The 16,567-nt window shown below is 35.4% G+C and carries 16 protein-coding genes; 6 read left to right on the forward strand and 10 right to left on the reverse strand.

The window, feature by feature from the left end; all coding sequences use genetic code 11:
• Positions 1-117: 117 nt before the first annotated feature.
• Complete coding sequence (locus VB796_RS03920; RefSeq protein WP_323345203.1) at positions 118-1,119, reverse strand: beta-ketoacyl-ACP synthase III; 1,002 nt, start codon at positions 1,117-1,119, stop codon at positions 118-120.
• A gap of 159 nt (positions 1,120-1,278) precedes the next feature.
• Here VB796_RS03920 and VB796_RS03925 point away from each other — a divergent pair, with 159 nt between their 5' ends.
• On the forward strand, positions 1,279-1,584 hold the full coding sequence (locus VB796_RS03925) for a type II toxin-antitoxin system HigB family toxin (RefSeq protein ID WP_323345204.1): 306 nt from the start codon (positions 1,279-1,281) through the stop codon (positions 1,582-1,584).
• A 6-nt stretch (positions 1,585-1,590) separates the two neighbouring features.
• Entirely contained in the window at positions 1,591-1,950 is a 360-nt protein-coding gene (locus VB796_RS03930; RefSeq protein ID WP_323345205.1) for a helix-turn-helix domain-containing protein, read from the forward strand.
• A gap of 77 nt (positions 1,951-2,027) precedes the next feature.
• Here VB796_RS03930 and VB796_RS03935 read toward each other — a convergent pair whose 3' ends face one another.
• The 7 genes from VB796_RS03935 to VB796_RS03965 form a co-directional block, all read right to left on the reverse strand.
• Positions 2,028-2,354, reverse strand: a complete 327-nt coding sequence (locus VB796_RS03935) for an iron-sulfur cluster assembly accessory protein (RefSeq protein ID WP_323345206.1) — start codon at positions 2,352-2,354, stop codon at positions 2,028-2,030.
• 160 nt (positions 2,355-2,514) lie between these two features.
• Entirely contained in the window at positions 2,515-3,408 is an 894-nt protein-coding gene (locus VB796_RS03940) for a 1,4-dihydroxy-2-naphthoate polyprenyltransferase (protein WP_323345207.1), read from the reverse strand.
• Positions 3,409-3,509: 101 nt separating this feature from the next.
• Entirely contained in the window at positions 3,510-4,073 is a 564-nt protein-coding gene (locus VB796_RS03945) for a glutathione peroxidase (RefSeq protein WP_323345208.1), read from the reverse strand.
• A 124-nt stretch (positions 4,074-4,197) separates the two neighbouring features.
• Positions 4,198-5,973 carry an arginine--tRNA ligase gene (argS, locus tag VB796_RS03950; RefSeq protein WP_323345209.1) on the reverse strand — a complete coding sequence of 592 codons (1,776 nt, stop codon included), beginning with the start codon at positions 5,971-5,973 and terminating at the stop codon, positions 4,198-4,200.
• A gap of 21 nt (positions 5,974-5,994) precedes the next feature.
• On the reverse strand, positions 5,995-6,258 hold the full coding sequence (locus tag VB796_RS03955; protein WP_323345210.1) for a type II toxin-antitoxin system RelE/ParE family toxin: 264 nt from the start codon (positions 6,256-6,258) through the stop codon (positions 5,995-5,997).
• Positions 6,245-6,442: a hypothetical protein gene (locus VB796_RS03960; RefSeq protein WP_323345211.1), complete on the reverse strand. Its 198-nt coding sequence runs from the start codon at positions 6,440-6,442 to the stop codon at positions 6,245-6,247. Before VB796_RS03960 ends, VB796_RS03955 begins: the two co-directional genes overlap by 14 nt.
• 21 nt (positions 6,443-6,463) lie before the next feature.
• Entirely contained in the window at positions 6,464-6,910 is a 447-nt protein-coding gene (locus VB796_RS03965; RefSeq protein WP_323345212.1) for a hypothetical protein, read from the reverse strand.
• Between the two features lie 138 nt (positions 6,911-7,048).
• On the opposite strand from VB796_RS03965, the gene VB796_RS03970 reads away from it, so the two are divergent.
• The 4 genes from VB796_RS03970 (at position 7,049) to VB796_RS03985 (ending at position 11,642) form a co-directional block, all read left to right on the forward strand.
• Entirely contained in the window at positions 7,049-8,545 is a 1,497-nt protein-coding gene (locus VB796_RS03970) for a hypothetical protein (protein WP_323345213.1), read from the forward strand.
• A 45-nt stretch (positions 8,546-8,590) separates the two neighbouring features.
• Positions 8,591-9,145 carry an L-threonylcarbamoyladenylate synthase gene (locus tag VB796_RS03975; protein WP_323345214.1) on the forward strand — a complete coding sequence of 185 codons (555 nt, stop codon included), beginning with the start codon at positions 8,591-8,593 and terminating at the stop codon, positions 9,143-9,145.
• Between the two features lie 89 nt (positions 9,146-9,234).
• Positions 9,235-10,659, forward strand: a complete 1,425-nt coding sequence (locus VB796_RS03980) for a CCA tRNA nucleotidyltransferase (protein WP_323345215.1) — start codon at positions 9,235-9,237, stop codon at positions 10,657-10,659.
• Between the two features lie 74 nt (positions 10,660-10,733).
• Positions 10,734-11,642, forward strand: coding sequence for a TIM barrel protein (locus tag VB796_RS03985; RefSeq protein WP_323345216.1), 909 nt, complete (start codon positions 10,734-10,736; stop codon positions 11,640-11,642).
• A gap of 179 nt (positions 11,643-11,821) precedes the next feature.
• On the opposite strand, the gene VB796_RS03990 is transcribed toward VB796_RS03985, so the two are convergent.
• Both VB796_RS03990 and VB796_RS03995 read right to left on the reverse strand, forming a co-directional pair.
• Complete coding sequence (locus VB796_RS03990; RefSeq protein ID WP_323345217.1) at positions 11,822-12,712, reverse strand: SDR family oxidoreductase; 891 nt, start codon at positions 12,710-12,712, stop codon at positions 11,822-11,824.
• A 159-nt stretch (positions 12,713-12,871) separates the two neighbouring features.
• Complete coding sequence (locus tag VB796_RS03995; RefSeq protein ID WP_323345218.1) at positions 12,872-16,222, reverse strand: TonB-dependent receptor; 3,351 nt, start codon at positions 16,220-16,222, stop codon at positions 12,872-12,874.
• Between the last annotated feature and the right edge of the window lie 345 nt (positions 16,223-16,567).

The raw sequence follows: 16,567 nt of genomic DNA on the forward strand, positions 1-16,567 counted from the left end.
TTGATTAGAAATTAGTTATTAGTTGTCAACCAAGTAGTCATAAGTAAAAAAGTCCTCAAAAGCTATTTTGAGGACTTTTTTACTATTAACCAATTTCCAATAAACCAGTAACTAAAATCACCAACGAATCAAAGCTGAACCCCATGTAAAGCCACTACCAAAAGCCGCTAAGCATACTAAGTCGCCCTCTTTAATTCTACCCGTTTCCCACGCTTCGCAAAGAGCGATTGGAATAGAAGCCGCCGTTGTGTTTCCGTATTTTTGGATATTGTTCATCACTTTTTCTTCGGGCATTCCCATTTGCTGACGCACATACTCCGAAATTCTAAGATTGGCTTGATGTGGCACTAACAAATCAATATCCTCTGGCGTTAATCCATTTTTATCCAAAGCCTCACGAATTACTTCTGGAAAACGAACAATGGCGTGTTTGAAAACCATATTTCCGTTCATGAAAACGTCTCCCGTTTTATTATCTTCTACCAAATCATCATAAAAACGTTTCGGGCGACTACTCCCTGGGTCTTTCACGTACAAATCCTCTGCATACGTGCCGTCGGCGTGAAGGTGCGTAGAAAGAACTCGATGTTGCTCATCTTTAGTTGCTTGCATAACCACCGCCCCAGCACCATCACCAAAAATTACTGCTACGCCACGTCCTTCATTGGAGTGATTTAAAAACGTAGATTGCACCTCCGCTCCTACTACCAAAACGTTCTTATACATTCCAGATTTAATAAACTGGTCAGCCGTTGACATCGCATAAATAAAGCCCGAACATTGGTCACGAATATCCAAAACACCAACGCCTTGCATACCCAATTCACGCTGCATCACAAACCCTGGACCTGGGAAATAGTAGTCTGGAGTAATAGTTGCGTAAACGATAAAATCAATATCTTTTGGCGTGATTCCTGCTCGTTCAATTGCAATTTTTGATGCCTCAGCCGCCATTGAAGCATTTGTATCTTTTCCGTAAGTAAAATATCGACGTTCTTTAATACCTGTTCGCTCTGTAATCCAAGCGTCCGAAGTATCCATAATTGTTTCTAAGTATTCATTAGTGATTATATTCTCAGGCACATAATGACCAATTCCTGTAATTTTTGAAAATAGCATAAATTTTAGTGTTGTTTGAACTACAAAATTAGGATATTTCTAAGGATTTTCTATGTATTTATCAGAGAAGAAATTATTCCGACAACTTTTAACTAACATTTTTATAATATTTACATTGCAAATAAGTTCTGTTTTTGCGAACTTTACAAATAAAAACTAATGAGAATTCTATCCCTTAAAACACTTAAAGCTTTTTGGAAATTACACCCACAATCCGAAACTGGTTTGAGATATTGGTATGGCAAAATTGAGTCAAAGGAATATTCAAATCCACAAGAAGTGATTAGAGATTTTAAAGGAGCAGATTTTATAGGCAATGAGAGAATTGTCTTTAATATAGCTCTAAATAAATTTCGTTTGATTGCTTCGTTTAACTATGAATACCAATTATGCTACGTCAAATTTATCGGTACTTATAAAGAATATGATAAGGTAATTGCCAATGAAGTACCTTTTAACGAATAATAAAACATGGAAACAAAAATAAAACTTATCAAGACAGAACAAGAGTATGAACTTGCTCTTGAAAAATTAGAGAGTATTTTTCATGCAAAAATGGGTACTCCAGAAGGAGACGAATTAGAAATATTATCGCTTTTAATTCATGAATATGAACAAAAACATCATGCTATTGAACTTCTCAGTCCATTAGAAGCATTGAAATATGAAATGGGAGAACAAGGTATTTCACAAACTGGTTTAGCTAAACGTTTGGGTATTGCCAAGAGTACAGTTTCAGAAATTATTCATGGAAAAAGAGAAATGAGTCTAAAATTTATTCGTTTCATCCATAAAGAATTAGGAATTCCAGCTTCTGTCTTACTGACATAAAAATTGACAATAGCCACAAAAAAGTTCCTACAAAACAAAGTTTGTAGGGACTTTTCAATTGTATCTTATTTCAAAAATTATACCGCAAAACTCTCTCCGCATCCACAAGTACGTGACGCATTTGGATTTTTGAATTGAAAACCTTTTCCGTTTAATCCGTCAGAAAAATCTAATTCTGTGCCAGCTAAATAAAGGATAGATTTTTTATCCACCATAATTTTTACGCCTTTATCTTCAAAAATCATATCGGTCGGTTTTGGCTCTGAGGCAAAATCTAAATTATACATCAAACCAGAACATCCTCCTCCTTCTACGGCTACACGAACGTTATAATTTTCAGTAAGTCCTTCTTTTTGACGGAGTTCTATAATTTTGTTAGCTGCTATATCGGTTACTGTTACCATTTTTGGTTATTAGTTATTGGTTATCCGTTATTAGTTCTGTTATTTATGAATTAATAACTATGAATAAAAAACGACTTAATTTGCTTGAAAGTTCCAAGTGAATAATACAAAGTGGTTAATTCGCTCTATTTACCCATAACTAATAACCAGTAACGAGAAACTAAAACACCTGTCCAATCCCAAAAGTTATTACAAACAACAAGGTCGTTAAAGCCATTACTTTTAAAAATGGGTCAATTTGTGCAGGCGTTCGTCCTTTTGAAATACCTATTCCAATTTTGATTAACAATGGAAGCGTGATTAAAAATATCCAATTCAATAATTCAGAATGGTTTAATATTGTATAAATCACTGCTGAAACAAAGCCACCAATCAACAAAAACCAATGGTAAATCACGGCTTTGTCTTTTCCTAAACGTACTGGAATAGAGTTTTTACCTGTTTTAATATCCGATTCAATATCTCGTATATTGTTGATATTCAGTACGCCTACGGCAAAAAGCCCACATGAAGTAGCAGGCAACAGATTCAACCAATTAAATTCATGCGTATGTAAATAATACGTACCTAAAACACCAACCCAACCAAAGAAAATCAAAACCGAAATATCACCAAAACCCATGTAGCCATAAGGTCTTTTACCTACTGTATAAGTAATGGCAGCGATGATTGCTAAAATCCCGATTCCGAAAAAAGTAAGGATTGTTTTAAGTGAAGTATCTTTCAAACCTTCATAAATCAACCATGAACCTGTAATAAATGACAAAATTGACATCAAAATAATGGCTTTTGTCATTTGTTCACGGGTGATTACTCCTGTTTGAACGGCACGTGTTGCAACTGTTCTTTCAACGGTATCTACTCCGCTGACGGTATCGCCATAATCATTAGCGAAGTTGGAAAGAATTTGTAAAAAAGTGGTTGTAAGAACGGCTAACCAGAAGATTGTCCAAGAAAAAGCGTGCGAACCTGCCGCTAAAAAACTGCCCATCAAAATACTCGAAAGGGCAAGTGGCAAGGTACGTGGACGAGCCGCAGAAATCCAATGTTTCATATCTGAGTCTAAGAGTTTAATAGGTATATGAGTTTATGAGTTCATAAAAATGGCCAACTACCTTTTCTTATGAACTCATAAACTACATTTACTCATAAACTTTATTTTATCGCTTCCATAAATTCTTTACTATCAGGTTTAACGCCTGAAGCGAAGAAATGTGTTAATTCTCCTTTTTCATTGATAACATATTTACAGAAATTCCAAGATGGTTCTTTATCGTTCCAACCGTTTAAAGACTTGGTAGTCAAGAATTTATATAAATCGCATTTACCTTCTCCTTTTACTACAACTTTCGAGAACATTGGAAAATTTACACCATAATTCTTTTGACAAAATGCTGCAATTTCTCCATCAGTACCAGGTTCTTGTCCGCCAAATTCGTTTGAAGGAAACCCTAAAACAACCACTTTATCTTTATTCGCTTCATAATAAGTTTCCCAATCAGCATATTGCTTGGTAAATCCACATTTTGAAGCTGTATTTAAGATAACAACCTTTTTCCCTTTGTAAATCGACAAATCAACGTCTTTTCCATCTAATGACTTCATTTTGAAATCATAAATCGTTTTTGTAGCAGTAATTGTAATATTTTCAGGACGCTCTACAAAGCTGTTCTGTGTAAATGGAACTGCTAAAGCCCCCAATAATGAACCTATTTTCATGAGTTTTAATAACATAACTGTTGTGAAGATTAAAATGATGTATATAATTATTTTCTTGTTCATGGTATGTACCACGGGAATCCTTCCCGTGATTTATTCTACGCTTCACGGAAGGATTCCCGTACTACATACGACTTGGAACTTTAATACCTAATAAACTCATTGCTTTCTGAATTGTTTCGCCAACTACGCCCGAAAATGCAATTCTGAATTGTTGAGCATTGGTATCGGTTTCATTGAAGATATTTACTTCGTTATAAAAACGATTATATGCCTTCGCCAAATCATACACGTAGAACGAAATTAAAGCTGGAGAAAGTTCACGACCTGCATCCGCTAAAACCTGTGGATATTGACTTAACAAATATATTACTTCTCTTTCAGATTCTTGTAAAACTGAATAATCTGTCGTTTTCCCTGTGATGCCCTGTTCGTGAGCCTTTCTCAAAATCGAACAAATACGAGCGTGCGTATATTGAATAAATGGCCCTGTATGTCCTTGAAAATCAATCGATTCTTCAGGATTAAACAACATTCTTTTCTTAGGGTCAACTTTCAATAAGAAATATTTCAACGCTCCCATTGCTAAAGTATCGTACAATTCGTCTGCTTCGGCTTTGGCGAATCCTTCGGTTTTTCCTAATTCTAAAGTACGTTCACGGGCAGTATCGGTCATTTCTTGCATCAAATCATCCGCATCAACTACCGTTCCTTCACGAGATTTCATTTTACCCGATGGCAAATCCACCATGCCATAACTCAAATGGAAAAGTCCTTCTGCGTATGGACGACCTAATTTTTTGATGGTTTTGAATAATACTTCAAAATGGTAATCTTGCTCATTTCCAACCACATACACCGATTTTGACATCTTGAAATCATTGTATTTCAATTCTGCCGTGCCGAGGTCTTGGGTAATATAAACGGAAGTTCCATCTTTACGAAGTACCAATTTTTGGTCGAGTCCTTCGTCGGTTAAATCTATCCAAACAGAATTATCTTCTTTCTGGAAAAACACGCCCGATTTCAATCCTTCTTCCACGAATTTTTTACCCAATAAATACGTATTTGATTCACGGTAAATTTTATCAAAACTTACGCCCATTTTCTCGTAAGTCAGACCAAATCCTGCAAAAACCCATTCGTTCATTTTTTCCCACAAAGCAATTGTTTCAGGGTCGTTATTTTCCCATTTCAATAGCATTTCTTGGGCTTCAATAAGCAAGGGTGCTTGTTTTTTAGCATCATCTTCCGACAATCCTTTTTCTTGCAAAGCCTTGATTTCAACTTTGTAATGCTTATCAAATTCAACGTAATATTTCCCTACCAAATGGTCACCTTTCATACCAGAACTTTCGGGCGTTTCGCCGTTACCAAATTTTTGGTATGCTAACATCGACTTACAAATATGAATTCCACGGTCGTTTACCAAATTAGCTTTCACTACTTTGTAACCATTAGCAGCCAATATTTGAGCCACCGAAAACCCTAAAAAATTATTCCGTAAATGCCCCAAATGGAGTGGTTTATTGGTATTTGGCGAAGAATATTCCACCATCACCGTTTCGTTTTTATCGGGTAATTGCCCAAAGGTTTTATCCTTAAAAATACCCGTAAATAAATCCACCCAAGCCGAATCAGCGATGGAAATATTCAAGAAACCTTGCACTACGTTAAAGGCACTCACTACGCCAGAATTAGCAATAAGGTAGTTGCCAATAGCATTTCCCAACTCCACGGGCGACTTCCGCAATGCCTTCACATACGGGAACACCACGAAGGTATAAGTTCCTTCAAATTCCTTTTTGGTACTTTGTAAAACGATGTTATTCTCTTCAACATCAAACTCCGCTTTCAACGCTGCGGCAATGTGGCTTTGTATTGTTTTTTCTATGTTCATTATTTGTTGTGACAGTTTACGTTATCTTTTGTAAACGTCTTTTCTATTACCTACTTTCAGAACTTCCACCGTTAGAATATCATCTTCTATCGTATAAATAATCCTATAGTTTCCTTTTCTAATTCTGTAAAACTCATCAAAACCTTCTAATTTTTTCACTCCATAAGGACGTGGATTATCCGCTAAATCCAAAATGGTTTCTTTAATTTTCAAGATTTCTTTTACGGGTAATTTAGAAATCTCCTTTTCGGCAGATTTTGAAATAACTACCTTATAAACCTCCATTAGCCTTTTTCTTATTTAAAATTCGTTCAAAAACTAATGAAGCATCTTCTTTCACTTCATTCTTACGAGATTTAGCTTCTAAAGCATCTAAAAAATCTTCGACTTCATCACCATACGTTTTTAGGTCTATCATAACGGCTGTTTTGATGCCTCTTTCGTTAGTTAAATAATTGACTCCTCGCATATTTTATCTAATTTTTAAAAATTATTTTTTGAAGAATAAAGATATAAATGTTGCAAATCCATACACCGTCATTGTAAGTAAGAAAAAAAAGAGTGCTATTAATGAAAACCCTATCAAGTTGTTTTTGAATGGTGATACAGTCTTAGCGACATCATTATTTTCAACCGAATCTCTTTTTTGTTTTTCCAAAAAATCAAAACGTATATCACTACTTAAATCCAACCATTTAGGGTGATTATCACCTAAATAAATTGATTCATTTTCTTCCATACTATCCAATTCTTGGGAGTATGAGATAAGTCTTTGTGCAAACAACAAAAGCCCATCTTTATTTGTACTTATTATGGTTTCTATTCCAGATTCAGAATGTGGCTCATTTTCTAAGAAAAATCCAATATAAGCGTTATCTTCATTGGATTCAGCTTTTAGTAAATTAATTATTTCTTCTATTTTAGCTTTATTCAACATTTTACAAATGGACATTCCGAATTTACCACAAAGATAAAAACAAAAAAGTGGTCGATTTATGGGCGACCACTTTTTATGGGTAAATATTTTCTCTAAACATTCAATTTTGTAACTTGTTATTTCAAAAACTTTCCGTCCATGAAATATCTATTCAAAATATTTATCTTCTGTGTTTTTTCTTCGCCAATATTTGCTCAATTGAATCAGTTGGGGCAAATTGAAATCCCGAAAGACTCCAAATTTGATGAGACAATTTCAGTCTTGCCCCTCAGCAACGATGGAATGCTTTTGACACTCGAAAAAGAAAGTTTTTTCAGTCGAAATAAAAATAATTGGACTTTTTTCCGCTATGATACCGCCCTCCATGAACGTTGGCAAGCCATTTTAAATATCGAATTAGGCTTTGAAGCTGTCACCTCCTACCAAAATGAGCAATACCTTTTTTGGTTATTTGCTGAACCCGAAACGCCCAAAATTATCATTGTTAGGCTCAATTTAGAACATGGTGAAATTGACGAATTTAAAGGCGAGTTATTAGGTGCAGTTGATATTGATTTCTTTAAAGTTTTAGGGAATACTGCATTTTTAGGAGGTAGTTATACCGAAAAACCCATTGTCATATCTTTTTCATTTTTTCACCAAAAAGGAACAGTTTTACATGGACTTTACGATGAACATTTAGAAATTAATGGATTGGAAATTGATGAAAAACGCAACGAAATCAACGTTATCGTCAAAGAAAGGCGAAAAGGAAAATGCGGTTTGGCTATTCAAAGTTATTCTGCTGAAGGTAAATCGTTACGTACCATTCACGTGCCTGATTTGGACGGTAATAGTCTAAGTTTTATCAGTGGAAAAATGCTACCACTCAATGAAAAAGAAACACTTTTGGTCGGGAATTATTCCAACAATTGTAATGATTTTTCTAAAGGTTTGTATCTCACTCGTTTGGAAGAAGGGCTTGAAAAAGGCACAAGTATCATCAAATTTGCCGATTTAAAAAATTTTTTCAGTTTTATGTCGCCTAAGCGTCAGGAGAAAATGAAGGAGCGAATTGAGCAGAAGAAAAAAGAAGGGAAAGAGCCAAATTTTAGCTATAAATTATTGGTGCATAATTTAATACAAACGACAAAAGGGTCTTTATTAATTGCGGAAATTTATTACTCACAACCCAAATCGGGAGCTTCACTTTCTGCCTCAATTTTAAGTGCAAAATCAAAAGAAAAAGAAAAAACTACCGAAGACTATACCTTTACGCACGCAATTATTTGTGAATTTGACAAAACGGGTAAAGTCCTGTGGGACAATGCCTTAGTAATGGATAACCTACAAAGTGATGAGTTGGTTGAACAAGTGCAAGTCTCAAAACTTGATGACAAATGGCTTCTGGCATTTTTAAAAAAAGGGAAATTGAATTTACAACAAATCCGAGAAAGTGAAAATGTAGGAGACAAAGAAACTTTTGAAATCAAAACAGAATCCTCTACAAAACCTGATGAAGATACAAACGTGGCCGCTTGGTACGACCAAAATTTTGTGGCTTGGGGAACACGAAAAATAGAAGGAAAACGACACGAAGACCCCACCAAAGAGGTATTTTATTTACACAAGTTAGGTTATGGAAAAGGGAAATAGGGTAAATTCTTTGTAAATTTGTAATTCAAAAAATTAAAGAAAAACGTGTACCACGACGCACTCCAACATCTCCGCAAAGGCGATACCATACTTTACCCCTCTGATACAATTTGGGGTTTGGGCTGTGATGCCCGCAACGAAAAAGCCGTTGATAAACTTTTTACACTAAAGCAACGCCCTGATAATAAAGCATTTATCATTTTAATTTCTAAAATAGAACAACTTTCAGAATACGTTTTGGAAGTGCCAGAACTCGCTTGGAATTTAGTAGAATTTGCCGAAAAACCATTAACCGTTATTTATCCAAAAGGGAAAAACCTACCCACAAATTTGATGGGTATTGATGGTTCAATCGCTATTCGTTTGGTAAAAGATGAATTTTGTAAAGGTTTGGTTCATAAACTTGAAAGGGCAATTGTCTCTACTTCAGCTAATTTTTCAGGACAACCTTCTCCTACAAAATTTACAGATATTGCTCCCGAAATCGTCAATGGCGTGGATTACGTCTTGCACAATCCAAAAGGGGAAAATAAAAATACGCAACCTTCGCAAATTGTAAAATTAGGCTTGGGTGGCGAATTTGAATTTATTAGAAAGTAACATATAGGTGTTAGTGGCTGGGATTTAGGAGTTAGACAACGCATATTCAACTCCCTAATACCTAACATCTAACACCTAACCCCTTAAACATGAATTTTACAGAAACATTACATACAAATCCTATTTTCAAACTCGTATCTGACTCAGCTAAACAACTGAATATCAGAGCCTATGTTGTGGGTGGCTTCGTCAGAGACTTAATTCTAAATCGTCCTTCCAAAGATATTGACATTGTGTGCGTAGGTTCGGGCGTTGAGTTGGCCGAATTAGTGGCAAAAAACTCAGGACGTGACGAAGTTTATTTATCTGTCTTTAAAAATTTTGGTACGGCTCAATTAAAAATTGATGACTGGGAAGTGGAATTTGTGGGAGCAAGAAAGGAATCTTACCAACGAGATTCTCGCAAACCCATTGTGGAAGATGGTACGCTTGAAGATGACCAAAATCGTCGTGATTTCACTATAAATGCGATGGCTATCTCTTTGAATGACAGCGACTTTGGCGAGTTATACGACCCCTTTGATGGTCTGGCTGATATTCGTAGAAAAATCATTAAAACGCCGCTTGAACCAAGCATTACTTTTTCGGACGACCCTCTACGAATGATGCGAGCCATTCGTTTTGCCACTCAATTAAACTTTGATATTCACCCCGATACTTTTGATGCTTTAATCAAGGAAAAAGAACGAATTGATATTATCTCAAAAGAAAGAATTACCGACGAATTAAATAAAATCATTCTTTCAAAAAAACCTTCTTACGGTTTCCTTTTGCTTGATTCTTGTGGTTTATTGGAAAAAATATTCCCTGAATTTGTCAAGTTGAAAGGGGTTGAAACCGAAGAAGGCAAAGGACACAAAGATAATTTTTATCATACTTTGCAAGTATTAGACAATGCCTCGCAAAAAACGGATGATTTATGGATTCGTTGGGCAGCAATTTTACACGATATTGCCAAACCTGCCACCAAACGTTTTGATAAGAAAAAGGGGTGGACTTTTCACGGGCATGAAGAAATGGGGTCAAAATGGGTGAAAGGAATTTTTACAAATATGCGTTTACCGTTGAACGAAAAAATGCGTTTTGTGAAAAGCTTAGTACGCCTTCACCTTCGCCCGATTGCTTTGTCTAAAGAAGAAATTTCAGATTCTGCTTTACGAAGATTACTTTTTGAAGCAGGCGAAGATTTGGACGGACTAATGATTTTGTGCCGTGCCGATATAACTTCAAAAAATGGAGATAAAGTAAAACGTTATCTTCGCAATTTTGACATTGTTGAACAGAAATTAAAAGAGGTTGAGGAGAGCGATAAGTTACGTCAATTCCAACCAGTTATTACAGGTGAAATGATTATGGAAACCTTTGGTATTCAACCATCACGAGAAGTTGGAATCATTAAAATTGCCCTCAGAGAAGCCATTTTAGAAGGTACAATTGCCAATAATATAGAATCTGGAATGCCATTTTTATTGGCAGAAGGTAAAAAACTTGGCTTAGTTCCTATACAAAACTAATCATTATCATTAACCATACAAGCAGACACGAGTTTGAATAGTTTTTTCTAAATTGTTGAAAAAACTATTCAACAATGACTGAAAAACACTCACGGCGTTCATTTCTTCAGGCCTCTGCATTGGCTGGAACGGCACTTTTACTCCCCAATTCGCTCAGTGCGAACACTAAATCTAATCCAAAAAATATTGGTTTACAGTTATATTCTGTTCGAGATGACATGAAAAAAGACCCATTGGCAACACTCAAAAAAGTGGCTGAAATAGGGTATAAAAACATTGAACACGCCAATTATATAGAGCATAAATTTTATGGATACCAACCAATAGAATTCCGAAAAATCATTGATGACTTAGGACTTTCAATGCGAAGCGGACACGTCACTTTGGGAGGAAATCATTGGGATGCTTCCAAAAACGATTTTACCGATGCGTGGAAAAAAACCATTGAAGATGCTGCTATTTTGGGACAAAAATATATCATCAGTCCTTGGTTAGACATTAGTTTACGTAAGAATTTTGATGATTGTAAACGCTTTATGGATGTGTTCAATAAATGCGGTGAATTGAGTAAAAAATCAGGTGTAAAATTCGGTTATCATAATCATGATTTTGAATTTAGTCTTCGTCTGACGAGCGTGAAAGTGTATGACATCATTATGCAAAATACTGACCCTAATTTAGTATGTCAGCAATTAGACATTGGTAATATGTACAATGGTGGTGGACGTGCGGTAGAGTTATTGAAGCAATACCCTAACCGTTTTGAGTTAATGCACGTGAAGGACGAAATAAAAGGGGAAAAAGAACCTTATGAAAGCACTATTTTAGGCACAGGAATTATTGGTGTAGCAGATGTTCTGAAATTAGCGGCAAAAAGCGGTGGCACAACAGAGTATATTCTTGAGCAAGAATCATATCAAGGTATTCCTCCAATTGACTGTATGAAAACAGACTTGGAGTGGATGAAGAAAGCGAAGTTTTAAGCAGTAAGCAGTAAGCAGTAAGCAGTAAGCAGTAAGCAGTAAGCAGTAAGCAGTAAGCAGTAAGCAGTAAGCAGTAAGCAGTAAGCAGTGCCGTTTTCTGATTTTAAGTTCCCCGAATTTGACTTATTTTTATGGTTACTGTTAATTGTTCACTGGTAACTGCTCACTGTTTACTGATATTATTTTTTCCCTCTAACGGCTCTGGCGATAACTGCCCATTTTTCGTCAGAAATTTCGTTTAAATCTGAGAATTCTCCCGCTCCCATTAGCCATTCTCCACCGTCAATTGTAATTACTTCACCATTAATATAAGCTGAAAATTCTGACATTAAATAAGCCGCTAAATTGGCTAACTCTTGGTGTTCACCTACTCTTTTTAATGGGATTCTATGCTCAGGTGCTAATTTTGCAGCTAACTCTTCTCCCATCGCTTCAGCAGGGAAAAGACGTTCCCAAGCTCCTTCCGTTGGAAATGGTCCTGGAGCAATCGCATTAAAACGAATCCCATATTTTGCTCCCCATTCTACTGCTAATGAGCGTGTAAGTGCCAAAACCCCAGCTTTTGCCGTTGCCGAAGGCACAACATAACCCGAACCCGTCCACGCATAAGTCGTAACAATTGACATGACAGTACCTTTAATTTTCTCCGCAATCCAATATTTCCCGAAGGCTAAAGAGAAATTATAGGTTCCCTTCAAAACAATGTCAACCACCACATCAAAGGCTTTATGAGAAAGATGTTCGGTTGGACTAATAAAATTTCCTGCGGCATTATTTACCAAACCATGAACTGCCCCAAAATGCTTAACTGCCGTTTTCAATACGTTTTCTACTTCATCATAATTGCGAGCATCGCAAGCAATTGGTAATACTTTCCCTCCAGTTTCAGCCATTAATTCAGTGGCTGTTGCTTCCAAAACTTGCATCTTTCTGGAAGCAATAACTACATTTGCCCCTAATTGCAAAAAGTATTTAGACATCGAACGACCTAAACCAGTTCCTCCACCCGTCACAACTATTGTTTTTCCTGCTAAAGCCCCATCTCTAAGCATTGGTTCATTAAAATTCATATTATTATATTGTTTATTATAATTTCAAGATTAAATATAACGCAATATTACACCTTTCAATTTATTATGCAAGCATACCTTTTAAGAATTATCCAACAAAAAAATCCCGAACCTTTCGATTCGGGATTTTTTTTATTTGCAATTCTAATTCGCTAACAATTATTCAAAAATATAACGGATACCGAATTGAGCTTGCCATACGTTATCAACTGTAATACTTTTTACAAATGAGTCACGAAGTAAAATTGTTTCATTTACACCTGCCGCATTTCTTACAACTTGAGTTCCTATACGATATTGTGGAGTACCTGAAGCATTTACACCAGCAAAACTTAGTGGGTTTAATGAAGTTGAAACATTACCAACTCCCCAAGCATTATTCAATAAGTTTCCAACGTTTAAAATATCAGCACGGAAACGTAAAGTATTTTTTCTTCCTTTAGCAGTTTTGATGTAAAAATCTTGTTCAACTGTTAAGTCAAAACGAGTTAACCAAGGAGAATAACCACCATTACGTTCAGCATATTGTCCACGACGTGTACTTAAATATTCGTTTCCATCTATATAGGCATCAAAAGCAGTAGCTTGGTCTGCTGCTGTATAAATTTTAGCAGAAGCACCACTACCAACTGTTAAAGGTAAAAACACTAAATCTGAAGCTTTGTTTGGAACAAATACCAAGTCATTTGTCTGACCATCACCATTAAAGTCACTACCATAAATATAAGAAGCTTTAAAGCCACTGTTTGCAACAGCTCCTAACGTAATCATTGTTGAACCTCCAAATTTACCACCATAGTTAATACGGTAATTAGCATATCCTACAAATCTGTGACGTAAATCATTATCTGAAAAAGAGGTAGCTAAGTAATTTTGACCTGTTACAGTAGGAATGTTTGCTTGTACCGTACTACCTACCGATTGAATATCCTTAGCTACTGCATAAGTATAACCAACCATTCCACCAAAACCTTCAGTTGTAGGTTTTTCTAATTTTGCAGTTAATGAATATGACTCTCCTTTATCAGTATTTGTCAAGACAAAAACGTTTGTAGTTGCAGTATTATAAAAACGTGCAGGGTTAACAGCAGTTCCAGAAAGACCAAATGCAGGGAAACGGTTACGGGTATCAGCACCAGCAAAAGTAGTTGAAGCCCCTTTTAAATTAGCATCAATATAACGAAGAGCTTTAATATTCTTATTATAAATACCTTCTAATGTAGCAATCAAACCAAATGGAAGTTTTTGGTCAATCGCTAAGTTAGATTTCCAAATCATTGGGTTTTCTAAACCTTCTGTCGAAGCATTTACTGCATAAGCAGGAAGTTTAGTGATATCAGTTGTTGCTGGTTTGTAAACTGAAGGGTCTAACGTAAATGGATAAGCAGTTGTATTTGTTGCTGTGATTACGGCGGTATTAACTCCATTATTACCTAATTGGTTAGAGATTAACACTTGTGGAATACGAGACACGAAATAACCTGTTCCTCCTCTTACTTGAGTAGTTTTATCTCCATTAACGTCAAAATTAAAACCAATACGTGGAGATACTAATACTTTTGCACTTGGGAAAGCTCCTGTATTTACTTTCAAATTACTATTATTTTCGTCCTTATATGTTAATCCTGCTACAACTGGGTTATAAAAAGATGCAGAAGTAGCATCATCATAACTGAATACATCAAAACGAAGACCACCAGTAACTTTCAATCTGTCTGTTACTTGATATTCATCCTGTAAATATGCAGAATAAGTAGTTGCATTAAGTGTTTGTAATGGCTCTTGTCCATTTGGCAATAAAGAATAACGGTAGTTAAAACGAGCCAAAGTAACTGGAGATACAGTCAAATTAGGATTAGCTTTGTAAGCCAATGCTGCTGTTTTGAAATCTGCAATTGAGTTAAAAACATAAACACCGTTTGAAGAAGGGAAAAATACGTTGTTAGACACAAAATATTCGTAAGCTAAACCTAAAGTTACAGTGTGTTTTCCTGCGAAATAACTTAAATTATTCGTAAAGTTTAATGTTGAATAATTTAATTTATTGTTCGGTGTGAATGGGTCAAAACCTAAAGATGTATAAGTACTACCAGAATTTAAGATATCAATAGTCGGGAATAAAGATGTTCTATATTGTCTGTCTTCAATTTGCTTATTATAAGTAGCAATAAAACTGTTAGAAAATTTGCTATTGAAATTTGAACTTAATTCAGCAACAATTGAACGAGTATTATCTGCAATAATATAACCTGTGTTTTGTGGAGACAACGCTAATGCAGAGTTTGTACGATTACCATTACCTGCTGTATTACTACTATTACTATTACTAATAATTGCATCTGACTGTGAATCGTGGTGTGAATAACGAACAGTTAATTTATGCTTATCATTAATGTTGTAATCAAATCTCAATAAACCTTTAGAACTCTGTACTGCATTATTGTAACCATCAACTGCTCCAATATCATAACCGAAATTACTTTTCATGAATGAACCTAAGTCTTCAATATCAGAAGCCAATACACGAGATACGTTACCAGTTGCTCCAGGACGGTTAGCAACCCAATCTAAAGCAGGGTTAGAACTTTTGAAAGTTTCGTAGTTTGCAAAAAAGAATAATTTATCTTTGATAATTGGACCACCTACTCGGAAACCATATGTTTTCTCATCAATGTTAACTGTTGGTAAATCTCTACCATCTGCCTTTTTCCCAACTAAGCTACTTCCTCTAAAAATATGATATACAGAACCTGTAAAATCATTTGTACCTGAGCGAGTAACTGCATTGATACCTGCACCTGCGAAACCAGACTGACGAACATCAAATGGAGCAATATTAATTTGGACTTGTTCAATTGCATCAAGAGACACAGCCGTTGTACCTGTACGACCACCTGCTTGAGCTGAAGAGCCTAAACCAAAACCATTGTTAAATACTGAACCATCAATTGTGAAGTTATTGAAACGAGCATCTTGTCCAGCAAATGAACGACCATTACTATAAGCATTATACTTGGTAATATCATTAATTGTACGTCCAATAGTAGGGAGACTACTTATTGCGTTAACTCCAAATGAAGTGGATGCACCAGTTCTACTTGAACTAAATGCGTCACTCTTACTTGATTTAACAACAACTTCTTGTAATTGACTTCCTTCTTCTACCATTTTAAAACTAACGTTGGTGGAAGCACCTAATGTTGTAACAATGTTTTCTTGGGTTTGCGTTTTAAATCCAACAAATGATGTTGTGATTTTGTATGGGCCACCAACACGAACACTGCTAAAAGTATAACGCCCAGAGATGTTTGTTAAAGCACCATAGCGAGTACCTGAAGGAGTGTGAATAGCAATGACTGTTGCTCCGGGAAGACTTTCTCCTTTTTGATCAACAACGCTTCCTACAATTGAAGCAGAAGTAACCTGAGCAAACACCTGCACACTTGAAAGGGCAGCCATAAGAACCAAAAGAGTTCCTAAAACAACCTTAGTGGTAAAGATTTTTTTCATGATTGAAAATTTGGAATTTAGTTAGAAATTGAATGGGTGAATTTGGATACAAAATAACAACAAATTTTTAGCAAGAACAACAAGCATTTATTAAGAAAATGTAAAAATCTAAGAGCCAATGCGTTGATTTATAGGATTTGTTAAAGAAAAACCCTAAAAAAGTCTATTTTTGAATTTTATTTTTTCTAAATAAATTAGAATGTAAAAGTAAATTATTGAAGTCTATCTGTTTAGTATTTTTTTAAGAATATACCCATTAACTTTGTTGAGAATATTTAGTCATTTATTCAATTGAGTATAAATGATTAATTTTATTTATTAAACACATTTTTAAGAATAAGGGTT

Source organism: Arcicella sp. LKC2W (genome assembly GCF_034931005.1).
GTDB lineage: Bacteria > Bacteroidota > Bacteroidia > Cytophagales > Spirosomataceae > Arcicella.